At 63.3% G+C, this 25,096-nt stretch carries 19 protein-coding genes and 1 rRNA gene; 12 read left to right on the forward strand and 8 right to left on the reverse strand.

Features of this window, described 5'->3' with window-relative positions; genetic code table 11:
- Position 1 precedes the first annotated feature (1 nt).
- Both tssC and tssB read right to left on the reverse strand, forming a co-directional pair.
- Positions 2-1,474, reverse strand: a complete 1,473-nt coding sequence (gene tssC, locus G3O00_RS14710) for a type VI secretion system contractile sheath large subunit (RefSeq protein ID WP_206143422.1) — start codon at positions 1,472-1,474, stop codon at positions 2-4.
- A 52-nt stretch (positions 1,475-1,526) separates the two neighbouring features.
- Positions 1,527-2,030: a type VI secretion system contractile sheath small subunit gene (gene tssB, locus G3O00_RS14715; RefSeq protein WP_206143405.1), complete on the reverse strand. Its 504-nt coding sequence runs from the start codon at positions 2,028-2,030 to the stop codon at positions 1,527-1,529.
- Positions 2,031-2,524: 494 nt separating this feature from the next.
- Between tssB and tssH the strand changes: the two genes are divergently transcribed.
- From tssH to tssM, 5 genes are read left to right on the forward strand one after another with little or no spacing between them, the layout of a single operon-like run.
- The gene (gene tssH, locus G3O00_RS14720; RefSeq protein ID WP_206143406.1) at positions 2,525-5,092 is read left to right on the forward strand and encodes a type VI secretion system ATPase TssH; all 2,568 of its coding nucleotides are present in this window, start codon (positions 2,525-2,527) and stop codon (positions 5,090-5,092) included.
- 12 nt (positions 5,093-5,104) lie between these two features.
- On the forward strand, positions 5,105-6,682 hold the full coding sequence (locus G3O00_RS14725; RefSeq protein ID WP_206143407.1) for a sigma 54-interacting transcriptional regulator: 1,578 nt from the start codon (positions 5,105-5,107) through the stop codon (positions 6,680-6,682).
- The gene (gene vasI, locus G3O00_RS14730; protein ID WP_206143408.1) at positions 6,679-7,359 is read left to right on the forward strand and encodes a type VI secretion system-associated protein VasI; all 681 of its coding nucleotides are present in this window, start codon (positions 6,679-6,681) and stop codon (positions 7,357-7,359) included. Before G3O00_RS14725 ends, vasI begins: the two co-directional genes overlap by 4 nt.
- The gene (tssA, locus tag G3O00_RS14735) at positions 7,356-8,783 is read left to right on the forward strand and encodes a type VI secretion system protein TssA (RefSeq protein ID WP_206143409.1); all 1,428 of its coding nucleotides are present in this window, start codon (positions 7,356-7,358) and stop codon (positions 8,781-8,783) included. Before vasI ends, tssA begins: the two co-directional genes overlap by 4 nt.
- 15 nt (positions 8,784-8,798) lie before the next feature.
- Positions 8,799-12,590, forward strand: coding sequence for a type VI secretion system membrane subunit TssM (gene tssM, locus G3O00_RS14740; RefSeq protein ID WP_206143410.1), 3,792 nt, complete (start codon positions 8,799-8,801; stop codon positions 12,588-12,590).
- 362 nt (positions 12,591-12,952) lie between these two features.
- Here tssM and G3O00_RS14745 read toward each other — a convergent pair whose 3' ends face one another.
- The 3 genes from G3O00_RS14745 to G3O00_RS14755 all read right to left on the reverse strand — a co-directional run bounded on the left by G3O00_RS14745 (position 12,953) and on the right by G3O00_RS14755 (position 17,641).
- The gene (locus G3O00_RS14745; RefSeq protein WP_206143411.1) at positions 12,953-14,362 is read right to left on the reverse strand and encodes a cytosine permease; all 1,410 of its coding nucleotides are present in this window, start codon (positions 14,360-14,362) and stop codon (positions 12,953-12,955) included.
- Between the two features lie 300 nt (positions 14,363-14,662).
- A complete protein-coding gene (locus G3O00_RS14750; protein WP_206143412.1) occupies positions 14,663-16,054 on the reverse strand; it encodes an aspartate aminotransferase family protein in 1,392 nt (463 codons plus the stop codon).
- Between the two features lie 81 nt (positions 16,055-16,135).
- Complete coding sequence (locus tag G3O00_RS14755) at positions 16,136-17,641, reverse strand: aldehyde dehydrogenase (RefSeq protein WP_206143413.1); 1,506 nt, start codon at positions 17,639-17,641, stop codon at positions 16,136-16,138.
- A 384-nt stretch (positions 17,642-18,025) separates the two neighbouring features.
- On the opposite strand from G3O00_RS14755, the gene G3O00_RS14760 reads away from it, so the two are divergent.
- The 3 genes from G3O00_RS14760 to G3O00_RS14770 all read left to right on the forward strand — a co-directional run bounded on the left by G3O00_RS14760 (position 18,026) and on the right by G3O00_RS14770 (position 19,663).
- Positions 18,026-18,625, forward strand: a complete 600-nt coding sequence (locus tag G3O00_RS14760) for a hypothetical protein (RefSeq protein ID WP_206143414.1) — start codon at positions 18,026-18,028, stop codon at positions 18,623-18,625.
- A gap of 92 nt (positions 18,626-18,717) precedes the next feature.
- Positions 18,718-19,089: a nuclear transport factor 2 family protein gene (locus tag G3O00_RS14765; protein WP_206143415.1), complete on the forward strand. Its 372-nt coding sequence runs from the start codon at positions 18,718-18,720 to the stop codon at positions 19,087-19,089.
- Positions 19,090-19,198: 109 nt separating this feature from the next.
- Positions 19,199-19,663, forward strand: a complete 465-nt coding sequence (locus tag G3O00_RS14770) for a GNAT family N-acetyltransferase (protein ID WP_011349336.1) — start codon at positions 19,199-19,201, stop codon at positions 19,661-19,663.
- Positions 19,664-19,713: 50 nt separating this feature from the next.
- Here the strand turns inward: G3O00_RS14770 and G3O00_RS14775 are convergent, their stop codons facing one another.
- On the reverse strand, positions 19,714-21,543 hold the full coding sequence (locus G3O00_RS14775) for a methyl-accepting chemotaxis protein (RefSeq protein ID WP_206143416.1): 1,830 nt from the start codon (positions 21,541-21,543) through the stop codon (positions 19,714-19,716).
- A 543-nt stretch (positions 21,544-22,086) separates the two neighbouring features.
- Between G3O00_RS14775 and G3O00_RS14780 the strand changes: the two genes are divergently transcribed.
- From G3O00_RS14780 to G3O00_RS14795, 4 genes are all read left to right on the forward strand, one after another.
- On the forward strand, positions 22,087-22,671 hold the full coding sequence (locus G3O00_RS14780) for a sigma-70 family RNA polymerase sigma factor (protein ID WP_011349334.1): 585 nt from the start codon (positions 22,087-22,089) through the stop codon (positions 22,669-22,671).
- Positions 22,672-22,683: 12 nt separating this feature from the next.
- Positions 22,684-22,992, forward strand: coding sequence for a hypothetical protein (locus G3O00_RS14785; protein WP_206143417.1), 309 nt, complete (start codon positions 22,684-22,686; stop codon positions 22,990-22,992).
- 2 nt (positions 22,993-22,994) lie between these two features.
- Positions 22,995-23,291: a ferredoxin family protein gene (locus G3O00_RS14790; protein WP_081436543.1), complete on the forward strand. Its 297-nt coding sequence runs from the start codon at positions 22,995-22,997 to the stop codon at positions 23,289-23,291.
- Positions 23,292-23,396: 105 nt separating this feature from the next.
- Positions 23,397-24,113: a class I SAM-dependent methyltransferase gene (locus tag G3O00_RS14795; RefSeq protein ID WP_206143418.1), complete on the forward strand. Its 717-nt coding sequence runs from the start codon at positions 23,397-23,399 to the stop codon at positions 24,111-24,113.
- Positions 24,114-24,245: 132 nt separating this feature from the next.
- Here G3O00_RS14795 and G3O00_RS14800 read toward each other — a convergent pair whose 3' ends face one another.
- Positions 24,246-24,539: a hypothetical protein gene (locus G3O00_RS14800; RefSeq protein WP_206143419.1), complete on the reverse strand. Its 294-nt coding sequence runs from the start codon at positions 24,537-24,539 to the stop codon at positions 24,246-24,248.
- A gap of 441 nt (positions 24,540-24,980) precedes the next feature.
- A 5S ribosomal RNA gene (gene rrf / locus G3O00_RS14805) occupies positions 24,981-25,093 on the reverse strand.
- Positions 25,094-25,096: the final 3 nt, after the last annotated feature.

Here is a 25,096-nt window from a genome sequence, read left to right on the forward strand (position 1 = left end):
CTTATTCCTTGTCGAGCCGGCCGACCAGCGACAGATCGAAGCTGGCGCCCATGTACTTGAAATGCGGCCGCAAGGACAGCGCGACCTGGTACCAGCCGGGATTGCCGGCCACGTCCTGTACAACGACCTTCGCGGCCCGCAGCGGGCGGCGGCTACGTACATCGGAGGTAGGGCTTTCCTGGTCTGCGATGTATTGGCGAAGCCAGTTGTTCAGTTCGCGCTCCAGGTCCTGGCGCTCCTTCCAGCTGCCGATCTGCTCGCGCTGTAGCACCTTGATGTAATGCGCAAGCCGGTTGGGGATGAACATGTACGGCAATTGCGTGCCGAGCATGTAATTGGTCTGCGCGGCCTGCCCCTCGGACGTGTTCGGGAACACCTTGGGCTTCTGCACCGAATTGGCCGAGAAGAACGCGGCGTTATCGCTGTCCTTGCGCATCGTCAGCGGGATGAAGCCTTCCGCCGACAGCTCGAACTCCTTGCGATCGGAAATCAGCACCTCGGTCGGGATCTTGGCCTGCAGTTGCCCGAGCGACTCGTACAGGTGAACCGGCAAGTCGTCTACGGTGCCGCCAGACTGCGGGCCGATGATGTTCGGACACCAGCGGTACTTGGCGAAGCTGTCGGTAATACGGCTGGCCAGCAGGTAGGAGGTGTTGCCCCACAGATAGTTGGCGTGGGAGCCGTCGATGGTCTCGCGATAGGCAAAGCTGCGCACCGGGTTTTCCAGCGGATCATACGGTTGACGCAACAGGAAGCGCGGCATGGTCAGGCCGAGATAGCGTGCGTCTTCGGATTCGCGCAGGCTGCGCCATTTGGCGAAGCGCGGACCTTCAAAGATGTCTCGGACTTCCTTGAGATTCGGGATTTCCTGGAACGATTCCAGGTTAAGCATTTCGGGGCCGGCCGCCCCCAGGAACGGAGCATGTGCCATCGCACCAAGCGCCGCGACATAACTCAGCAGCTTGATGTCCGGCGCGGACGGACCAAACGTATAGTTGCTGACCACGCAACCAATCGGCTTGCCGCCGAACTGCCCGTACCCGGCCGTATAGACGTGTTTGTAGAAACCACTGCGGGTAATGTCCGCAGCGCTCTCGAAGTCCTCCAGCAGTTCACGTTTCGTGGCCTGGAACACATCGATGAGGATGTTCTCGCGGAAGTCCGTGCGGTCCACCAGCATCTTGAGGCCGCGCCACGCTGACTCCAGCTTCTGCAAGTCAGGCTGATGCAGGATGGTGTCCATCTGCTTGCCGAGCTTGGCATCGATCTGCGCGATCATCTGATCGACCAGTTGCTTGTTGACCGGCTGCTCACGCGCGTCGGTCTTGAGCATCTCGGCAATGAAGGCGGCCACGCCGCGTTCGGCGACGGCATACCCCTCCTGGGCGGGCTGCAGCCGGGTCTGCGCCATGATCTGGGCCAGCAGGCCCTCTTTGGGCACCGTCTCCTGCGAGTGAGCGGCGGTAGATTGCATTTTGGTCATCGTGATGTCCTGTGCGTGCGGGAAGAAAAAGGGCAGCCGGCTGTCAGGCCTGACCGGTTCCCAGCAATTGCTCCAACTCCTTGGCGAGCTGGCCGCGGACCGCTTCGTCGCCTAGCGTTGCCTGCAGTTGTTTGCGAAACGCCGGGATGTTGCCCATCGGCCCCTTGAGCGCCACCAACGCCTCGCGCAATTCGAGCAACTTGCGCAGTTCCGGCACCTGCCGCGCGATCGCGTCGGGACCGAAGTCCTCGATCGCCTCGAACTTCAGATCGAGACGTAGCGAGTCGCTCTCGCTTTCCTCTTCCAGCACAGCCGGCACGTCTATCACCACACCGACGCCGAATTCGGACATCACCTGACTGAAATTGTCCTTGTTAATGCTCACGGCGACGCGGTCTTCGAGCGCAACGTCGTCTTCACGCCCCTTGAAATCCCCCGTCACCAGTAATTTCAGAGGAAGCTCAACTTCCTCCTGTTCCCCGCCAGTTGACGGAACGTAGCGAATGCTGATGCGTTCCTTCGGCGCAACCGATCCTTGCTTTGCCATGAGCCACTCCCAGTTTGACTAGCTGATGCTTTTTTGAGTGCAATCCAAAAAAAATGACGGCCCGCGACGCATAACTCACGCGGGCTCGTTGAATGCATACGCAGCGGGCTGGCGGAACCGGAATCCACCGCCCCTCCTGCGCCATGTATTTCCAAGGGACAGTCTGCTACCTGCCAATCAGGAGACTAATTGGGAAATAGACTTCAGCGAAATAAGACAATTCCAATTTTTTTATGAAATCTCATAGTACAAGTTCGAATTAACAATACGAACCCGTTCCATTGTTTTCAAATGCAATTTCTTATGGACAAGCTGTCGCGATGCACGTTTAATTTGGCAAACATGAGTCATATAGCAGGCCATTTACCCGCCAACCAACGCAATAAATTTCCGAAAAAGAGATTGGCGGCCCAACCAAACGAAGCATTCGAATTGATTGATAAGGATTGTGCTTTTTGAGAAAAGCCTCTCCTGTTAATGGAGATGTCTATTACATGATCACTGTGGATCTTTCCGCGCTTTTCGAGCGTCTCAATCCGCTATGCCGACAAGCCTTGGAAGAGGCAGGTAGCCTTTGTATCGGGCAACGCGGGGCCGAAGTCACGGTGCCTCATCTGTTGTTCAAACTATTGGAAATGCCCCAATGTGATGTCCACATCGTCATGCGCGATGCGGACATCGACCTCGACGCAATCAGGCACGCGCTGTCCACTGCATTCCCGACGGGAGATGGCGGGCATGCCCAGTATCCGTCCTTCTCGCCACTGCTGGTCGAGCTGCTGCAGGAGGCATGGCTACTCGGTTCAGTCGAGCTCGGGCAAACGCAGATACGCAGCGGCGCCCTGTTGCTCGCCACGCTGCTCAATCCTGGCCGCTACCTGCCGCTGGCGGCCATCCATCTGCTCGATAGCGTGAACCGCGAATCGCTGCGCAAACGCTTCGACGCACTGCTGGCCACGTCGACGGAGGCCGCCGGCGCGGCCTCCGTCGATCGCCGACTCGACCTCGGCGACAAGGACAGCGCACTGGCCCGATTCGGTCACGATTTCACCGCGCAGGCACGCGACGGACATGTCGACCCGGTGCTATGCCGTGATGCCGAAATCGACCTGATGATCGACATCCTGTCGCGGCGCCGCAAGAACAACCCGATCGTTGTAGGCGATGCCGGTGTTGGCAAGAGTGCAGTGGTCGAAGGCCTTGCCCTGCGCATCGTGCAGGGGCGCGTGCCTGAGACATTGCGCAACATTCGCCTGTGGGGGCTGGACCTGGGTGCCCTGCAGGCTGGCGCATCGGTCAAGGGCGAGTTCGAGAAGCGCCTGAAGGCGGTCATCGATGAAGTCCTGACCGCGTCGCAGCCGATCATCCTGTTCATCGACGAAGCGCATACGCTGATTGGTGCCGGCAACACCGCCGGCGGCAGCGATGCAGCCAACCTGCTCAAGCCGGCGCTCGCGCGTGGTGCGCTACGAACCATCGCAGCCACCACGTGGACGGAATACAAAAAATACTTCGAAAAGGATCCCGCGCTGGCGCGGCGCTTCCAGCTGGTAAAACTGGACGAACCCAGTCCGGAAGCCGCCGTGCACATCCTGCGCGGCTTGCGCTCCCTGTATGAGCAGGCCCATAACGTCTATATCGCGGACGACGCGCTGCAAGCCGCCGCCGCCCTGTCGGCGCGCTACCTGAGCGGCCGGCAGTTGCCCGACAAGGCGATCGACGTGCTGGATACCGCCTGCGCCCGCGTCGCTACCACGTTGGCCGAACCGCCACGCCGGCTGACGGCACTTGAGAACGAACTCCGACAGATCGACACGGAAGCCGAGCAACTCGCACGCGATGCGCGGACGGGCCGCACACCTGCGACGAAGCGGCTCGACGTACTGCGTGACGCCCGTCAGCGCGTGGAGGCGTGCATCGCAGAAACACGCGAAGCCTGGGAGCAACAAAAAGCCGTGGTCGACATGATCGTCACCCTGCGTGCCGAGGCGGAAACGACCGGAAACGCTCCGCAACAGTTGCCCGTCTGTGTCACCCGCCTGGCCGAATTGCAGCGGAATGGCGCGTTGCTGCATGCCGATGTGGGTGCCGAGCAGATCGCACAAGTCATCGCCGACTGGACCGGCATACCGGCCACCACCATCAACAGCGATCAACTCACGCGCCTCGAACGGTTTCCCGTCACCCTGAGCGCACGGGTCAAGGGGCAAAACGCGGCACTGGAAGCGCTGCATCGGCGTCTGTTGACGGCTGTCGCCGATCTGCGCCGACCGGGTACGCCAATGGGTGTATTTCTGCTGGTTGGGCCCAGTGGTGTCGGCAAGACCGAAACGGCGCTGGCAGTGGCCGAAGCGTTGCTCGGCGGCGAGCGCTTCGTGACCACGATCAACATGTCCGAGTACCAGGAAAAGCACACCGTGTCGCGCCTGCTGGGCGCGCCGCCCGGCTACGTCGGCTACGGAGAAGGCGGGGTGCTCACCGAGGCCATCCGCAGGCAACCGTATTCGGTGGTGCTGCTGGACGAAGTGGAAAAAGCGCATCCGGAAGTGCTGAACGTGTTCTACCAGGCCTTCGACAAGGGTGAACTGGCCGATGGCGAAGGTCGCCGCATCGACTGCCAGAACATCCTGTTTTTCCTGACCTCAAACCTTGGCTTCGACCACCACGATCCTTCGCTGTCCGATCCGGATCCTGACACGCTGCGCAAACGCCTGACGGCCTTCTTCAAGCCGGCCCTGCTGGCGCGCATGCAGGTGGTGCCGTATCGCTACCTTGACGACGACGTGCTTGGTGACATCGTGGACAGTCGCATACAGCGCTTGCAGCAGCAATTCACCGCACGTTACAACGCCCGCCTCGAAGTCGCGAATTCCGCGCACGCCGAGCTGCATGTACGCTGCACGCGACATTCGGACGGCGCCCGCATGCTGGACGCGAGTATCGATGGCGATCTTTTGCCGCCACTGTCACTCGCCGTCCTGCAACGACAGGCTCTCGGTACACCGTTCCAGCGCGCCGAGCTGCGCTGGGAAGACGGCTCTTTCCACGCCGCGTTGCACTGACAAGGGCCGGGCATGGATACCGTGGGAGCCGTACTGCTGGCGCGTGAGTGGGCGCAGGCTGGCACCTTGGCCTCACTGGCCGGGGGATGGCTGCGCGCCGCCTGCGATGGCACGGGTATTGCGCTAGCACTCTGCTACTGGCGCGAGCGCGCCGGCGATCGTTTGCTACCGCTCGCGCAGGCCCGGACAGCCAATGTCGGTGCGCTTCCGGCGATCTCGCTGCGGGAGCTCGACAATCCGCTTGTGTACTGCCTGAACAGTGCCCAGCCGTGCCATATCGCGCGTCTGGACACGCTGGTTGAAGTCGGCGCCAGCTTCGACACCCTGCGCGAGCAGCTCGGCGTCCGCGCCGCCCTGCTGGTCCTGCCTATTCCGGGTGCCCGGGATCAGGTCGTCGGCATCTTCGCGTTGTTCGGTGACGATGCTGCGTTGCGCGCCTGGTATGCAGATCCGGCCTGGCAGGAGCTCACCACGTTGCATCACGTACTGTCGGCCCGCCTGCAGGCTGCTTCTGGAGCCAACCTTGCCGAGACGCAACAACAAAGCGTCGACCGGTGTCACGAACTTGAGCATGGCCGTGCGCGCGCATCCCGCTTGCTGGCCGCCGAATTCGTCGGAGTGGGTTCGGTCGCTCGGAGCCTGCGAGACGACATGCTGCGGCTGGCCGACTCATCGCTGTCGCTGCTGTTGACCGGGGAAACCGGCTCGGGCAAGGACCACGCGGCCTGGCTGATTCACCAGGCGTCGTCCCGACACGGAAAGTTTGTGCCGGTGAACTGCGCGGCGATTCCCAAGGACCTGATCGAAGCCGAGCTGTTCGGCTCCACGCGCGGTGCCTACACCGGCGCCACCCAGGCGCGCACCGGACTTGTTGCGGAAGCGCATGGGGGCACGCTGTTCCTCGACGAGATCGGGGATATGCCGCTGGCGCTACAAGGCACCCTGCTGCGCCTGCTGAACGAGAAGAAATTCCGGCCGGTGGGTGCCACGCGCGAACAAGCCTCCGATTTCCGGCTGATCTGCGCCACCCATCGTGCGTTGCCGGCGCTGGTGCGTGACGGAGCCTTCCGCGAAGACTTGTATTTCCGCATTCGTCAGCGCGTGCTGCGCCTGCCGGCCTTGCGCGAACGCCCGGAAGACATTCCTGCGTTGGTGACGCACGTACTGCTCCAGTACAACCGTGAATCTCAGGGCAACGTCGCCGGCATCTCCGCCAGTGCGCTGGCACGTCTGCAGGCACATACGTTTCCCGGCAACGTACGCGAACTGCGCAGCCTGGTACTGGCCGCGGCAGAGCGCACTGCGCCCGGCCGTCATCTCCGTGGCGACCTGCTTGCGGACCTGGGAGAACACGTGCCGGCGGTGCAGAACGAACCGCCATCGGCAATAGCATCGACGCTGCAACAGCTCATGCACACCGACGACCTGCGAGGCGCATTGATCTGCTTCGAGCGCCTTGTCGTCGAAGAACGGCTGCGTCAGGTCGACGGGTCTCGGCGCGAGGCTGCGCTCAGCCTCGGTATTCCCAAACGCACCCTGGCCCGCAAATGCCAGGAGTGGAATCTGAATGGAGAGGATGGCCAATCATGAGATGGCTCAATTTGACATTGCTGTTCTCAGCGGCGCTGGTTGGTTGCGACCGTGGCCACACAGCCCCCCACCCCGACCGCACTTGCACGACCATCGTATCGCCGCAGGAGCGGCTGGCATGTTTCGACGCCCAGGTGAGCACACCGGCGGCACCGGTAGTAGCCGCGCCGCCGATCCAAACGCCCGCGCGCACCGCTGTCGCGCGACCGGACATCGTTACCCTGGTCGAAACCAACGAGGCCAAACGCCGTGCCGGCGATACCGGCTCGCTGCTGATGCGCGTTCCCGACGGATTGCCAGGCCAGGACAAGGTTGTCATCTCGGTACCGGCACTGGGCGGTGCTGCTCCCGGCCACTATCTCGCCATCAGCTGCCTGCAGAACATCTCTCGCCTGCAACTGCTGACGGCCGACGCGTTGCCCATCAATCGCGCCAACCTGAGACTGCTGCTCGACGATAAGCCGGTTTCGGACAGCCGGCCATGGCAAGTACTCGAGGATGGCACCGTCACCGATGCGGGACGAGGGCTCGTGGCGGTCGAGCAACTGCGCGCGCTGATCCGGCCCGCGCAGCACCTGCGAATCGAAAGCGACCAAGCCCCATTCGACGGGCTGGCGTTCGACGTCGGCCGGCTGCGCGAACAACTGGCCGAGCAACGAGAGGCCTGTCACTGGTGAAGCTGCCCCCGCCGCTGGACCTCGATGCCCTGCTGGCGCCGCTGGACGCGCGCCAGCCTGCCGGCACCTTTGACGAAGAAGACGACACATTCCAGGGCATCGACCACGAAATGGTCAAGCTCGGCAGCCTGCAGGAGCCGACCATCGACTGGCCGTACGTCGATGAAGCCTCGCAAGCCTACCTGCGAAGCCAGTGCAAGCACCTGCGCATCGCCGGGCATCTGTTGACCGCACGCGCACGCACGCGTAGCTGGCGCGGCTGGGCCGAGGCCACCGGCGTGCTGGCCGGGATGGTAGAGCGCTACTGGGAAGCCTGCTATCCGCGCCCGGGCACCACTGGCTACCCGGCCAAACGACGGCTGGTCGAGCAGTTGCTGGAGCGTCTTTCCGACAGCCTGGCCTCGCTGGAGAGCACCGGCTACGGCGAAGAATTCTACAAGGCAGGCCAGGCAGCACTCGATAGTCTGCAACGCAGTGCCGATCACGCCAGGCTCGACGTACACACGCTCACCAGGCTGGAGGGCCTGCTGCGCCAAAAGGCCGAGGCCTTGCGCGCACCGGAGCTGGCGAGCGCCAGGCTTGTGACACCAGACGCCAGGGAGGTGCTGACCGATGCGTTCTTCACGCCCGCGCTACCCATGCCGGGCCATGAGCGCGAGGGTCGCAAGTCGCTGCTGGCCGCAGCTGAAATCATCAACCAGCAGGACGCCTACGATCCGACCGGCTATCTGCTGCGACGGTTCGCCTTGTGGGCCCATCTCACCAATGCCCCGCCACCGCGCCGGCACCACCAGACCGAGTTGATGGCAGTGCCGACAGACGTCGCCGACGGCTACGCCAAGGCGCTCGGCACGCAAGCCGTCGACCCCGCGCTCTTGCAACGGGTCGAGCGCAGCGTGACCTCGTCTCCTTACTGGCTGCGCGGCAGCTACCTCGCCGCCGGTATCGCCCGACGGCTGGAAATGCCGCTGGTGGCCGAGGCCATCCGCCAATCGACCGAGCGCTTCGTCACCCGGCTACCGGCCTTACTCAAGCTGGAGTTCGCCGATGGGCGGCCATTCGCGGACGGAGAGACACAAGCGTGGATCAGCGGCGCCGAGGCGAGTGGCATGCCGAGCGGTACAGGGCATGACTACATAGCCGTAAGCGAAGAGCTCCGCGGCGTGCTCGACACCGAAGGTATCGAGCCGATGCTGCGCCGGTTGGAGACGATCCAGCAGGAAGCAACCAGCCTGCGGCACCGCTGCCACGTCATCAGCATCGCCGCCGAACTGCTGCGGTTGCGCCGTCTCACGTGGCTCGCCGATGGCCTGAGCGCCCGCGCGTATCACGCCATGCAACGCGCGTCGGTTCCCGAGTGGGAGCCCGAACTCTTCAGCCTCCTCGAACGGCAACAGCCGGACAGCGCAGAACACAAGGATTAAAAAGGGAGCATCGTCATGGGGAACATCTGGTCCAATTTGCAACGTTACGGGCGGCTCGTGTGGCGCTGGGGGCGGCAAGGCACCCCTTTGCTGCCATTGCTGCTCCTGGTGCTCGCACTCACTACCATCTGGTGGCTCGGGCCCAAGTGGAACTGGGGCACCTACCGCCCCCTGGGCAGCATCACCGCACGGATGTTGGCAACGGTCGTCCTGCTCGTGCTGCCACTGCTGCTGTGGGCCCTGCGCCTGCGCAAACGCACACAGCGGCTGGAGGCGGAGCGGCAGCAGGCCGAAGAGCGGCAGGTCGATCCGTGCCTGCGTTACATCCAGGCGCAGGAGCACGACCTCGATCACAGTCTCGCCACGCTGCAAGGCAACCTCGGCAGCCGACAGGCGCTGTACCAGTTGCCGTGGTACCTGGTGCTGGGGCAGGAAAACGCCGGCAAGACCAGCTTCGTCAATCGGTCCGGGCAGATTTTTTCTCTCACCGGCGAAATGAAGGCCGGCAGCCGGCGCCTGCAAGAAGACCCGGACAAGATCTATACCATTGACTGGTGGATGGGCGATCAAGCCGTCCTGATCGATCCGCCGGGCGAGCTGATCAGCCAACCACGGATCGCTCAGGCCAATGACGTTGACGAGGCCGAAGACGGTACCCCATCCGAGCTGCCTGCGCGACACCGCCTGCTGCCGGAAGACCTGCATGCACGGCTTTGGGACAGCTTCGTCAGTTGGCTCGGCCACAACCGCAGCCGGCGACCGCTCAACGGTGTCGTGCTGATGGTCAGCCTGGAAACCCTCGCCCACCAGGCCGTGAGCGATCGCAAGGCCCTCGCGACACTGCTGCGCGCGCGGCTGGCCGAACTGAGCCGGCAGCTCGGCACACGGCCGCCGCTGTACGTGGTGCTCAGCAAGTTCGACCTGCTGGAGGGCTTCGAAACGCTGTTCGCGCGCTTGCCCCGGTCGGCTCGCGAGGACATCTTCGGTTTCAGTTTCACCCTCGATTCGGTTCAGCATTACGACGCCTGGCTGGACGAACTGGGCACGCACTACGACACTTTCCTCGATCGCTTGAACGAGCAAGTGTTCGACGTGCTGGCCGACGTATCCGAGTTGGCACAGCGGGAAGCACTATATTCGCTGACCCGACAACTCAGTGGCCTGCGCTCGATACTGCTGGGCTTCCTCTCCGATGTCCTCGGCAGCGACCGCTATGTCACCCCGGCGCTGCCGCGCGGGATGTTCTTCTCGTCGGTCTACCAGCAGGGCGTGCTCAACAACGCCTTCATCGCCAGCGCCGCGCAGGCCTATGCGTTGCGCCAGCCCGTCAACGTCATGCAGCCTAGCGGGCGCGCACTGGCGTACTTTACGCAGCACCTGTTCCAGCGCGTCGTCTATCCTGAATCGGGCCTCGCAGGCGATAACCCCAGGGTCATCGCCGACAAGAAGCATGCGCTGGCCCTGCGCTTCGGTGTCGCTTCGCTCGGCAGTGTGCTGCTGATCGGTGCCTGGTACCACTACTACGCGTTGAACCGTGACATGGCACTCGCCGTACTCGAGCGCAGTCGTGCCTTCAGTACCCATGCCATCGACGGCGCGCTCGATCCGAGCGGCCGCAATCTGCTGCAACCGCTGAACCAGATCGCCAGCGCTGTTGCCGTCTACGGTAACTACCGCGACGCGTGGCCGATCGTGGCCGACTTCGGCCTGTACCAAGGTCGCACGATCGGACCCAAGGTCGACCAGGCCTACCTGACGTTGCTATCGCAGCGCTTCCTGCCCGCGCTGGCCAGCGGTGTGATGCAGCAGCTCGATGGCACCGGTGCGAACAGCGATACGCAACTTGCCGCGCTGCGCGTCTACCGCATGATCGAGGATCGGCCCAATCGTCGGCCGCCGGTGGTGGAAAACTGGATGACGACGCAGTGGCAAGCCGCATTCCCGGGCGAGGATGGCGTACAGCGCGCGCTGCTGAGCCATCTCGACTATGCGATGAAATATGCCGACGCCCGCCTGCCGCAATATCAGGAGCGCGTATCAACCGTGCAACGCGAGTTGCGGACGATCCCGCTGCCGCAGCGCGTGTACATGACGATGCGGCGCCAGGCCGGCGCGGCGCTGACCGCCCCGCTCGATCTGCGTAACGAGATCGGGCCGGCCTACGACATCGTCTACGAACCCGAAAGCACGACACCTGCCAAGGGGAGCAACCCGCCCGTCGACGGTCGAATCGACGCGCTGCTGACCGCCAAGGGCTATCGTGCCTACTTCGCTCCGCATAGTCAGGATCTCACCGACCTGGCCATGATCGACCAGTGGGCACTCGGGGAACGACGCGACATCGACTACTCGGACGCCGACAAGCGCGCGCTGGCCGACCGCATCCGTGCGCTCTACAGCCGCGACTACATCGACACCTGGCAGCGCAACCTCAACCACATCGCCGTGCGTGACTTCCAGGACATCGGCCAGGCCGTCACCATCCTGGATAGCGTCACCAGCCCGGCGGCGCCGCTACAGCGCTTGGTCGAAACGGTACGCGACAACGGCGATCTTCGCGCCCGTTCCGCCAACGTGGCCGGCGCCCACACGGCAGGAAGTCAGGCGAAGGCTACCATCGCGGCCGCCAAGGCGGACCAGCCGGCCGACACGGCGGACGAGCCTCTGCCGATCATCACCATTGCGCGCGCCTTTGCACCAATGAGCCGGTTGCTCGACGCCAAGACCGAACGGGCCACGTACCTCGACGAAACAATGCAAAGCATCGGCGTCGTGCAGGACGCCGTGCGGGCCGTCCACGACAGCCCGGATCGCGGCAAGGCCGCGCTCGGCGTCGTACTGGACCGGTTCGCCCTCAAGGGCCCCGATCCCATCGCCAACCTGCAGCGGATCGCCGGTGGCCTGCCCGAGCCATTGAATCACCAGGTTGGCAAACTGGCCAACGAGTCCTCGCACGTGGTCCTCGTAGAAGCATTGCGCGAGTTGGAAAGGCGCTGGGATGCCGACGTGTACGGCTTCTATCGTGAACGCCTGGCCAACCGTTATCCGCTCAACCCGGCCAGCCGCGAGGAAGTCTCGCTGGACGACTTCACTGCCTTCTTCGGGCCGCAGGGAAGGTTGCAGCAGTTCCGTGACAAGTACCTCAACGTGTTCATCCAGGACAACCTCCAAGCGTTGTATTCCGAGCGCCTGGGCGGTTATCTCGTACGCGACGATGTGCTTGCGCAGCTCAAGGCTGCCGACAAGATCAGCGACGCCTTCTTCAACAACCGCGGTCAATTGGGCGTGCAGTTCTACATCGAACCGCTGGGCCTGGCCGCCAACAAGCGCAGCAGCGCACTCAGCGTCGAGGGGCAACTGATCACCTATAACCATGGTCCCACCACCAGCACTGCACTCATCTGGCCCAACACGCTCGCACCCAGCAATGAAAGCCGAATGACCCTGGTCAATGCTGGCGGCAGCGCCAGCGGACTGGTCTATCGTGGCCCATGGTCACTCTATCGCTTGCTCAGTCAGGCTCGCCTCAACGGCGCCACCAGCACCAGTATCGATCTCAGCTTTGCCGCACCGGATGGCGGCATGCGCTACCGCATCAGCACCGAGAAGGCCAACAACCCGTTCACCCAACCGTTGTTCAAGGGTTTCGCGCTGCCGCGAACGTTGTTACAGGACGAACGGCGCGCGGCAACGCCCGGGAGCGGACCGCGCACGGCCGAGGCGAAACGCCGTCTGAGTCCGGAGAGCGCCCCGTTGCTCTCCAGCGATCGGCGCGTCAGTGCGCCATTGGACGCGCCGTCCTCGTAGGGCGGCGGCCAACGCCGCCAGTCCCTCGCGCTACCCGACAGCCTCTTCAAGCGCGAGGTACGGGTGAGACGAGATCAGATCCGGGAGAATCGATTATCTAGAGGGGGGATCGGGCCATTTCTGAATCGATAGATCCACGAATGGCCCGCTCGGCACAGAAGTGCCGCCCGCAGCGGGCGATCAAACGAAAAGCCCGCGTGGCACAGTCACCGCCCCCTATGCCCTCTTCGACCGTTCCCGGCTGACTACGCGCCGACATCGCCCGGGTCCGCACCGGCAAGCTCAGCCACTACCTCGGCCTCGACGGCCTCGCGGCCCACGCCGAACGCCTGCGAACATTCGTGCTGTAACCTGACGCAGACTCACCGGGAAACCCCGTCAACGCTCGCGGCAACGCCCTGCAGCGGCCGCGAGAACAGCTTGCAGCCCGCGTAGTAGACGAGCGACGTCAGCGACAACCCGACGATCCACGACACATCCGCGCCGCCGAGCCGGCTCGCCAGTTCTCCCGTATAGAGATCGGTCGCCATGAACGGCGCCTGCGCGACGATGCCGATGACATACGAACCGACGGCGATCGTATTGAAGCGTCCGTAGATGCCCCCGTCCTGCCGGAAGAATGAATCGACGTCGTACTCGCCGTGACACACGAGGTAGTAGTCGACGAGGTTGATCGCGGTCCACGGCACGAGCACGTACAGCAGCAACAGGATGAAGTTCGTGTAACCGGCGAGGAAATTGTTCTGCCCGAACAGCGCGATCGCGAGCGCGACGCCGCACAGAACGATCGCGGTAATCGCCCGCGCACGTGCCTTGCCCGACCACGACGGAAAGAGTGTCTGCAGCACGGTAATCGCCGACAGCGCACCGCAATACAGTTCCATCGCATTGCTGGCAGCAATGCCGAACGACAGCACGACGATCACGAGCACGCTGATCCCTTGCGTGAGGCCCGTGAGGCCGCTCACGACATTGCCGTCGGGCGTCGCAAGGCCCACGAGGCAACCGAGCAGCATCGGGAAGAACGAGCCGAGCACGCAGCCCCAGTAACTCGACCAGAACGCCGTGCGCGGCCCGGTATCGGGCGGCAGGTAGCGCGAATAGTCCGACACGTAAGGCGCATAGGCGATCTGCCACAGCGCGGCGACCGACATCGCGCCCAGGAAGCCTGACAGGTTCAGCGAATGCTTCGAGAACGTATCGGCAGGCAAGCCGTGCACGAAAATGATCCACACGAACGCCAGCACGAGCACGCTGCCCGAGCACCAGCTCAACAGCCGCGCATATGCGTGGATCAGTTTGTAGCCGTAGATCGATCCGAGCAGGCTGATCAGGCCGATCACCACGACGCCCGCATCGAGCGGAATGTCGGCACTCAGGCTGTGCAGTGCCTGCCCGCCGAACACGCAATTCGACGCGAAGAAGCCGACATACATCACGACGACCAGCGCGACCACGAGCAGCGCACCGAACGACCCGAACTGCCCGCGGGTCTGGATCATCTGCGGCACGCCAAGCTGCGGCCCCTGCGCGGAATGCAGCGCCATGAACACCGCACCGATCAGGCTGCCGACGAGCGTGGCGAGCGCCGCCCACCAGAACGGTTGCTTGAACACCGTGGTCGAGAGCGATCCGGTGACGATCGTCAGCATCATGATGTTCGACCCGAACCAGATCGTGAACAGGTCCTTCGCGCTGCCGTGCCGCTCGGTGAGCGGAATCGGCTGGATGGTGCTTTCCTCGAGATGAGCAACGGACTCGCCCTGACTCATTTCGTCTCCTTGTTTCTATTGTGATGTTCGTGGATTCAGGGGCTGGCGGGTAACCCGGAATGCGTGGCCGACTCAAAGCACACGCGCTTCAAGAAACCGGCCACACCATTTTCATTCCTTATCAATGATCGGTCAGCGACGCGTTGCCTTATCGCGACCACCGCCCACAAAGCCCGATCTTCAACCTGTCGGATTGCCACTCCGGTGGCCGCACGCAGTCGGCTCGTCTCCGAATCGGATCCTGTGGTTCGGTGCGCTCCCGCCCGACTCCCATCGGGCGAAAGCGCGCCGCTCAACCCGTCAGCAGTCGATCCCGAGCACTTCGCGCGCGGTGGCATCCACAGCCTTGCGCATCGTGTCGACCAGCTCATCGATTTGCGCGTGATCGATCACCAGCGGCGGCGCAACGATCAGTCGGCCGTTCGTCGAACGCACGATCGCGCCGAGTTCGAACCCGACCGTCCGGCTGTGCCAGGTCAGGTCGGCCTCGTTCGCAAAGCGCTCGCGCGTTGCCTTGTTCTTCGCGAACTGGATCGCGCCGACCGCGCCCACGCCCTGGATCTCGCCGACAAGCGGATGGCTGCCGAACGCATCGCGCAGCGCCTTCTGCAGGTAGGGCCCGGTATCCGTCTTCGTCCGCTCGACGAGGCCTTCGCGCTCGAGCACGTCGAGGTTGGCCAGTGCGACGGCGGCCGCGACCGGGTGCCCCGAATAGGTCAGCCCGTGCGCGTAGACGCCGCCCTTGTCGACCAGCGCATCGCCGACGCGCCGGCTCATGATCAGCCCGCCCATCGGCACATAACCCGAGGTCAGCCCCTTGGCCATGCAGATCAGGTCCGGTTCGAAGCCGAAGTGGCGGTGTGCGAACCACTCGCCGGTCCGGCCGAAACCACCGATCACTTCGTCCGCGCAAAGCAGCACGTCGTACTGACGACAGATGCGCTCGATCTCCTGCCAGTAGCCGTCCGGCGGAAAGATCATCCCGCCCGCCCCCTGGAATGGCTCCGCGACGAACGCGGCGACGCGGTCCGCGCCGATCTCGAGGATCTTGCGCTCGAGCGACAGCGCCGCCTGCTTGCCGAATGCCTCGGGGCTCAGGTCGCCGCCATTCGCGTACCAGTACGGTTCGTCCACGTGCGTGATGTTCGGAATCGGCAGGTCGCCCATTTCGTGCATGAACGCCATGCCGCCCAGCGACGCGCTACCCACCGTCGACCCGTGATAGCCGTTCACGCGGCCGATCAGCACCTTCTTCCCCGGCTTGCCCATCACGTCCCAGAACCGCCGCACGGTGCGAATCAGCACTTCATTCGATTCGGATCCCGAATTGGTATACACCACATGACTGAAGCGATTGCCGAGCAGCGCAAACAGACGCTCCGACAGTTCGATCACCGACGGGTGCGTCGTATGAAAGAACATGTTGTAGTAGGACAGTTCCTTCATCTGCCGCGCGGCGGCGTCGACCAGTTCCGGCCGCCCGTAGCCGACGTTGGTGCACCACAGCCCGGACATGCCGTCCAGGTAGCGGTTGCCGTCGTTGTCCCATAAATGGACACCTTCGCCGCGCACCATCACGCGCGCGCCTTCCTCGTTCAGCGCCTTCTGGTCGACGAATGCATGCAGGTGATGCGCGGCGTCGCTGCGTTGATAGTCCTGCGTCGTACGATGCGGAAAGTTGGGCGCATTCATGGGCGAGTCTCCGGTTCGTTTTGTGGATAAAAAGCGTTGTCGTGTTGCGCGGCGCAACCGCTTGCGGTCCGCCGCATCGAATCAGTAACTGATCCAGGTCGTCTTGAGGCCCGTGTACTTGTCGATCGCATGCAGCGAAAGATCGCGGCCGAAGCCCGACTGGCGGAACCCGCCGAACGGCGTCTGTGCGCTCAGCGCATCGACCGTGTTGACGGACACCGTGCCGGCGCGCAACCGGCCCGACACACGGTGCGCGCGCGACAGGCTGCCGGTCCAGAGCGACGCGGCAAGGCCATAGATCGAGTCGTTCGCGAGCCGGACGGCCTCGTCCTCGGTGTCGAACGCCATCACCGACAGCACCGGCCCGAAGATCTCCTCGCGTGCAATGGCGTCGTCGTGCTTCACGTCGATGAAGATCGTCGGCTCGATGAAGTAGCCCTTGCCGTCGACGCGCGGCGCACCGCCACCGATCGCGAGCGTCGCGCTATCGCGGCCGCGTGCAATCCACTCGCGCACGCGTCGATGCTGCTGCTCGTCGACGATGGCGCCCATCCCGCTCGACGGATCGAGCGGATCACCGGGCATGAACGCAGCGGCATGCGCAATCAGCCGGTCGACGAACGCATCGTGAATCGAACGCTGAACCAGCAGCCGCGAGTTGGCGGAACACACCTCGCCCTGGTTGAAGAAAATGCCGAAGCACGCCTTGCGTGCGGCCAGGTCGAGATCGTCCGTATCGTCGAAGACCAGGTTCGGGCTCTTGCCGCCGCACTCGAGCCACACCTGCTTCATGTTCGACTGCGCGGCGTACTCGAGGAATTTCTTGCCGACGGCCGTCGATCCCGTGAAGGCGAGCACGTCCACGTCGGGATGCAGCCCGAGCGCGCGCCCCGCGGTCTCGCCATAGCCCGGCACGACGTTCAGCACGCCCGGCGGCAGGCCGGCCTCGAGCGCCAGTTCCGCGAGACGCAATGCGGACAGCGGCGATTGTTCCGCCGGCTTCAGCACGACGCTGTTGCCGGCCGCCAGCGCCGGCGCCACCTTCCACGCGACCATGTCGAGCGGGAAATTCCACGGCACCACGGCGCCGACGACACCCAGCGGTTCGCGCGTGACGACCGCGAGGTTGCCGGGGTCGGTCGACGCGACTTCGCCATGCAGTTTGTCTACCGCTTCGCCGTACCAGCTGAACAGACCGCCCGCGGCCGGCACGTCGATGCTGAACGCATCCGCCACACGCTTGCCCATGTTGAGCGAGTCGAGCAGCGCGAGTTCCGCGCCGTGCGATGCGATGAGTTCGCCAAGCCGGCAAAGCACGCGCTTGCGCTCTGCCGGCGCACAGCGCGACCAGACGCCGGATTCGAACGCGTGACGCGCAGCACGTACCGCGTCGTCGACATCCGGCGCATCGCACGACGCGACTTCCGCGATGACGGCCTCCGTGGCCGGGTTGATCGCGGCGAACGTCCGGCCGCTTCGAGCCGGCACGCTGCGGCCGCCGATATGTGCGAGCGTTCTCGGGACCACGTGCGCCGCAAGACGTCTCCAGTCCGCGTGCTGATGATTTTCTGCTGAAGTTGGGTTCATTCAATACTCCGTTTTGACGACCAGGCGTTTGTGCGTTGTTCTCCGCCTGAACTCGACCCGACGAAAGACGCCAGCGGGCACGACCGATGCCCATGACCGCCGCGCATCGCCGCAGTCGTCCGGTTGGCAAACTGTCGGTCATCAAAAAGAGATTTGAAAGAACACTTTTTCTTCTCATTGAAGAGGTTATTTCTATTCATCCTGCAGTCGTGCAGTGGGTTTTCCTGCCACGTCACGATCCCGGTGCCGTTTGTTTGCGTGCGATCGCGCCGGCCTTCTGTCGCGATACGAGGCGGCTCCCGCTGCGACACCAGGCCGGGACGACGTTGCACCCCGGCCCGTCCGACCACATACTGGTCGGCCTGCGCGAACGAGGATGCGTCGATGATGAGTGTCGATCAGGGCGCCGCTTCGATCTTTGGCGCGATCGGAACGGCCGTGTCTTTACTGGCGGCGATTCCGTATGCGCTCGCGATCTACCGGCGCACGGTTCGTCCGCACCTGTTCACATGGCTCGTGTGGTCGGTCGTCACGGCGATCGCGGCTGCCGGCCAGTTCGTCGCAGGTGCGGGGCCGTCCGCGTGGTGCACGGCAGCAATCGCCGTTACATGCTTTCTGACGCTGGTGGCAAGCCTCTTTCGCGGCGAGCGCGGCTGGACACGCATCGACTGGTTTTTCCTGATCGCGGCCCTGTCGGCCATTCCGCTGTGGATGCTGACCGACGACCCGACGATCTCGATCTGTCTGGTCACGCTGATCGAGCTTGCAGGCCTCGGCCCGACCGTCCGCAAGACGCTCCGCGATCCGTGGAGCGAGAGCCTTGCGTATTTCGCGCTGTGCGTGCTCAAGTACGCGCTGGCGTTGCTGGCGCTGAACACGTGGAGCGTCGCGGTTGCGTTCTATCCGGCCGTCAACGTCATTGCGTCGATCGGCATCTGCGTGGTGATGCTCGTCCGGCGTCAATCGCCGTCGAACGCGCGGTAGACGGTATCCGTCGGTGCGGTATGTTTGTTGCTGCCGTTGCTCGCCGGTATGAGTGGAACCACAAACCTTCAGAGACAATGCGAGGCCCTGAAATGGATGCAATCCGTACCGCCATCGAACCCAGCGAAGCCGCGCTTCGTGCCGCGATGCTGACCAACGATGTCGAAGCGCTCGATGCGTTGCTGGACGACGATCTGGTGTTCACCGTTCCGACCGGACAAGTCATCTCGAAGGAGGACGACCTGGCGACGCATCGCGCGAAGCTGCTGCGTCTCGACAGACTCGATGTGCAGGAAACCCGCGCATGCGCGATCGGCGAGATGATCCTGACCACGACGAAGGCGACACTCGCCGGCCATTTCGACGGCGCGGCGTTCGACGGCGTGTTTGCCTATACTCGGCTGTGGCGTCGATCGCCCGCCGGCTGGCGCGTCGCCGCCGGGCATGCATCGCAGGTCACGTAGCCGCGTCGCGCTCGGCCTTCCTTCGAGCAGGCGAGCGGCAAATCCGGAATGGAGTCCATGCGAGCCGGACGATACCTCGACGAAGGTATCGCCCATGACAGGAGACGAGATGCACCCACCATTCACCATACGTGCTGCCCGTACCGCGGACGCGGACGACCTCACGCGACTGGCTCGCATTTCGAAGGCGCACTGGGGCTATCCGAAGGACTGGCTCGACTTGTGGCAGAGCGATCTCACGATTGCACCGGAGACGATCGACGGGTCGATCGGTTACGTCGCGGAATCCGGCGAGGCAATCATCGGGTTCTGGGTCAGGGCATCTTCGGAATCGGATCGCCCGACGCCCGGATGGCTGTTCGTTCATCCCGACCACATGGGCCGCGGTGTCGCCCGAGCGCTGTGGGAAGAGGTCCGCAGGGAAAGCGCGGCGAGAGGGATCAGAAGCTTCGTGATCGAAGCGGACCCCAATGCGGTTCCGTTCTATCTGGCGCTCGGCGCTGAAAAAATCGGCGAAAAGGAATCGAGCGTCGTCCCGGGCAGGTTCTTCCCGATCTTGAGGATCACGATCTGATTGCAACGTCCGTCGGCACCGCCGCCAGACGTACCCGGCATCGCCTCTTCTCAGGCTGACTGCAACTTCATCGCACGGCTGTCCTCGAGCTTGAACTCGCCGACCGTCTGCGCGAGCCTGGCGGCCTGCTCGCGCAGCAACGTCGCGGCCGCCGCCGACTGCTCGACGAGCGCCGCGTTCTGCTGCGTCGCATTGTCGAGATGCGACACCGCCTGATTCACCTGCTCGAGCCCCGTGCTCTGCTCCTTGGCGGCGACGGTAATTTCCGCAATCACGCTCGTGATGCTGCGCACGCCCTCGACGATTTCGTTCATCGTCGCACCTGCCGTCTGGACGAGCCCGGAGCCCCCCTCGATCTTCTCGACCGATGAGTGAATCAACTGCTTGATTTCCTTGGCGGCCTGCGCGCTGCGCTGCGCGAGCGCACGCACTTCGCCCGCGACGACGGCGAAGCCTCGGCCGTGCTCGTTCGCACGTGCGGCCTCGACGGCAGCGTTCAACGCGAGAATGTTGGTCTGGAACGCGATGCCGTCGATCACGCCGACGATGTTGGCGATCTCGCTCGACGCTTGCGTGATCTCGTTCATCGTCGAAACGACCTCGCTGACGACCGCGCCGCCGCGCACCGCGACGTCCGACGCCGATTCCGCCAGATGGCTCACCTGGCTCGCCGCATCGGCCGAGTTGCGGGCCGTGCCGGCGATTTCCTCGAGCGCAGCGGCGGTTTCCTGCAAGCTCGATGCAGCATGTTCGGTGCGGCCCGACAGATCCTGGTTGCCCTGCGCGATCTCGGCGCTCGCGAGGTTGACGGATTCGCTGAACTCGCGGATCTGCAGCAGGATCGTACTGATCTTTTCGGCGAACAGGTTGAACGCATGCGCGATCTGTGCGGCTTCGTCCGCGCCGTCCGCGGGCAGGCGTTTCGTCAGATCGCCGCTGCCGCTCGAGACATCCGTGAGCGCGTCGCGGACCAGCAGGATGCGCCTGAAGGCCGCGTTCGTCATCGCGCCGACGAGTGCGGCCGCGATCACCGCAACGATCAGGATTGCCGCCAGCGTCGTCGTCGCGACCGCGCGCATGCCGGCCGTCACGTCCGCCTTGTCGAGCGCGAGCACGAGAGACCAATCGGTACCGGCGATCGGCTGTGCTCGCACCAGCTTGGTGGCGCCGTCGATGTCGACGGCGACGGGCTCGGATGCCGTTTGCAGCGCGCCCAGGTGGTCGGCATCGAATGCAGGTGAAAGACCGGTTGCCGGCTTCATGATGAGGTCGGTCTTGGCCGACGCAATCACGCGCCCGCCCTTGTCCACCAGAAATGCAAAGCTCGCGGGTGTCGGGTGTACCGAGGTCACGATCGAGCTCACGCTCTCCATGAACAGGCTGGCGGCCAGCACGCCCTTCACCGTGCCGTCGCGCACCACCGGCACCGCGAACGCAACAGCGGGCTTGCCGGTCGTTGCATCACGGTAGAGTGCCGTCACGACCAGGCTGCCGGCACTGACCGCCTGCTTGTACCATGGACGTGCTGTCGGGTCGTAGCCGGGCGCGAGCGGCACGTTCGAGAACGCGGTCTTGTCCGGCAGGCCGAGCGTCAACACCTCGAAGCCGCCCGACTTGCCAAGCAGCTTCAGCGCCGGCAGCGGGTCGCCCTCGCCGATCGCGATCGTGTCCGCGAGTGCCTGGGTCTCCCGGCCTCTGCTGGCCACCCATTCGTTGATCGCAAGCGCATGCCCGGCGAGGATCGACTTGTGATTCTGGTCGATTGTCTCGTCGTTGTGTTGCTTGACGACGTAATAGACCAAGCCGCCTGTCACGGCCAGCGCCGTGACCACGATGGCGACACAGGTCGCAAGTATCCGAGCACGAATCGAGGACAACATGATGACTTCGATCTCCGTTACCGCGTTATATGAATGAGGTCTCCGAAAACAGGCAGCGTCCTGTTTAACGACTTAACGACTGCGGTTGAGGGAACTTAAGGCCTGACTGGCCAGACCAGTGTGGGTAACGGATCGACGGAACCTCGGAGTGGGGAACGGAGGGGCTGATCCGGCAAGACCGGATACCGCGCCGACTGGCTGGAGCGCGTAGCGGGGAGCCTTGATGAACCGGCGACGATCGTCCGGATGCACGGGCGGTTGCCACGTCCCTGTTCGGCGAAGGGCTGAAGATCCATCTGCCTCACGATCCGGTCGACTTCCTCATGGGCGACGGCAGGAAGGCATGCGGTTCAGCGTATCAAAGCAGAGAGACGGGATGAGGTACCCATTCCTTTCTCTCGCAGGCATGTTTGATGGGACGCCTGCGATTCCTGTTCCCCAGGCTGGGTCAGCGATCAAGGGTATGTCCGCAAAGCCCACGCGTTCAGCTGCAGATTTTTACGCTCGCCACAATATTCGCGCGCCTGAAACGTCTTCAAGCGCATGGAATCGCCACCCACTTCGCACATGATGACCGACCCGGACCGCGACATCACAGCGACAGTGATGCGTGAACGAACGAGGCTAGTGAAATTTATCCGGCGCCGGATACGCGACCCGGACGATGCCGAGGACATCCTGCAGGATGTGTTTCACGAGTTCGTACAAGCGTATCGACTTCCAGCGCCCATTGAACAGGTGAGCGCGTGGCTTTTCCGTGCCGCGCGCAACCGAATCGTCGACCGTTTTCGCAAGAAGAAGGAGCAGCCGCTGGCCGACCTGTCGGAGGTCGACGATGACGCGAACAGCGAGTATCGCCTCGACCTCGCGCTACCGGCGCATGATGCCGGCCCCGAAGCACTCTACGCTCGCACGCTCGTGCTCAAGGCCTTGCAGGATGCGCTCGACGAGTTGCCGACGAATCAGCGTGACGTCTTTATCGCACACGAGCTGGAGGGTCAGTCTTTCAAGGAGATGGCCGCGCAAAGCGGTGTCGCGCTCAATACGCTGCTCGCTCGCAAACGCTATGCGGTCCTGCATTTGCGTGCCCGGCTGCAGCCCATTTATGACGAATTGGATAACACCTAGAGGAATCGACAGATGAATTTCCGAATCAGATGTGCAGGCAAGGCGCTGCTCGTGTTGGTCGCGATCGGCGTGCTCGGATGGGTCGTCATGATGTTATGGAACTGGGTGATTCCGGCGCTCTTCGTCGGCGCCCGTACGATCGACTTCGCCCATGCGTTGGGCCTGCTCGTGTTGAGCCGCATCCTGTTCGGCGGATTCCGCGGACATCACGGCTGGCGCGGTCGACGCCACTGGCGCAAGTGGGAATCCATGACACCGGAGGAACGCGAGCATTTCCGGACCGCGTGGCGATCCCGCAACGACCGACCCACGGGAGAGTGACCGTGCGTGATGAATCAACGGGCGACTGCAAACAGCAGCCGGGGGTGATTGCGCCGGTCGTCGATCTGAAACGCTGCGAAGGCAAAGGCGATTGCGTCGCGGTTTGCCCCGAGCACGTGTTCGAGATCCGACGCATCGACCAGACCGATTTCCAGGGCCTCGATCTGATGCATCGCCTGAAGCTGCGCGTGCATGGAATGAAGGTCGCCTACACGCCGAATGCGTATGCCTGCCGGTCATGCGGACTTTGCGTGACGGCGTGTCCCGAACGCGCCATCACGCTCGCCCGAACGGCATAGCGCCATCCGTGTATCGCCGATATTGAACGACAGCCCAGTAACCCTGACGGGAGAAGCAGTCGTTGGATACATCGTCGACCGGATCAATCTCCTCAAGGAACGCATATGGCTTCACCTACCATCGCCCTTCTGCAACGGCTCCACGAAGAGAGCCGAACCGAAATCGTCGCCCGCGCCCGTGCGCAGTTCCAGGGATCGAATGAGGATTTCCTGTCGTTAGCCGAGGAATACGAAGCGATCGCCCCTCGTCTGCGGGGGCGGTTTCTCGAAACGTTCGGGCTGTCCAGCGACGACTTCGAGTCCTCGGAAGGCAGTCCGCTGTCGTTGGCGGTGTCCCCGGAAACGGGAAAATTTTTACGCAACATGGTGCTCTCGCAACGGCCGGCGAGAATCCTCGAACTCGGCAGTTCATGCGGCGTGTCCACGCTGTATTTCGCCGAAGCGCTGCGCACGTTGGGCCGTGGCCTGGTCGTCGCGACCGAACGCGATGCGCTCAAGTGTGCACATTTGCGCGCTCACGTCAGGACGGCAGGCCTGGACGCCTATGTCGACACGCGGGAAGGCGACGTATTCGAGACCGTTGCCGAACTGGACGGTACGTTCGACATGGTCTTTATCGACGTATGGGCCGATGCCTATCTGAAACTGTTCAAGCAGATCGAGCGCCTGCTGCGCCCGGGTTCTGTCGTACTTGCCGACAACATGTACACGGCCGAGGACGCTGTTCGACCGTATAAGCACTACCTCGACGACGACCCGCGGTATTCGACCACAACCCTCGACTTTGAATCGGGGGTCGAATTTACGGTCGTCGTTTCTTGAGTCGGGACGTCGTCGAAACGTTTGTACGGTGGGATCTCGGGATAAAGAACGACGCCATCGCTCGAAATTGCGCCGCGCAGATAATCAAGAACATCGTTCACCCGATACATCGCGAAGATCGGGTGCCCGGCGCTATCCGTTGCGGCGCTTTTGCCATTCATGGATCGCAGTAATTGAGCGCGCTTCCCAATCAGGAGGAAGGGGTGGCGCAGACCATTCGCGCATCAATGCCTTCTGGCGCATTGCGGTCGAGAGGTCGCACAGGTAACGGATGCCTTCGTGGGCGTAGCGCGTCGCCTGTTCAGGACTGAGTTCGGACGTCACGCTAAATGAGACAGCGCTGTGTTCAACCAGTACGTCCAGATATAGCTTCCCGTCCTCCTCCAACAGGAACCAACTCCACGGCTCTTCTGCAATTACGCGCATCGGCATCTCCTCACTGATGAACAGGCCGGCCTGTGTGGCTCCTGAAGACGGTACTACTTTGTCTGGGGGCAATAGCCGGAGGATGGATGTTTGAATGTGGGTTTCGGCCAGCGCCAGCCACGAGTGCGGGGCCAGCTCGATCGATTTGATCAGTGGCGCAGAGCTGTCGACCGCTCGAGAACAATGGAGACCCGAGTCGACGCTTCGGCGCTTCGGCGCTTCGGCGCTTCGGCCCCAGCCAGATTGATGTGGAGCGCAGCGAAACGCACCTAAAGACTTGCGTGGCGACGGTGCCGCGGATCGCTCGAGAACGGCAGGTGCCTGGATCGACGCATTCGGTGCCCCAGTTCCAGCCGGACCGCCCGTCCCGATCCTTAGTGCATTTCCGCCGCCGAAATGCAAAAACCCCCGCCTTTCGGGCAGGGGTTCTTGGCTTAGGGAGCCTGACGATTACCTACTTTCACACGGGAATCCGCACTATCATCGGCGTAGAGTCGTTTCACGGTCCTGTTCGGGATGGGAAGGGGTGGGACCGACTCGCTATGGTCATCAGGCAA

This window comes from Burkholderia sp. Ac-20384, from assembly GCF_017104605.1.
Classification (GTDB): Bacteria; Pseudomonadota; Gammaproteobacteria; order Burkholderiales; family Burkholderiaceae; genus Burkholderia; species Burkholderia lata.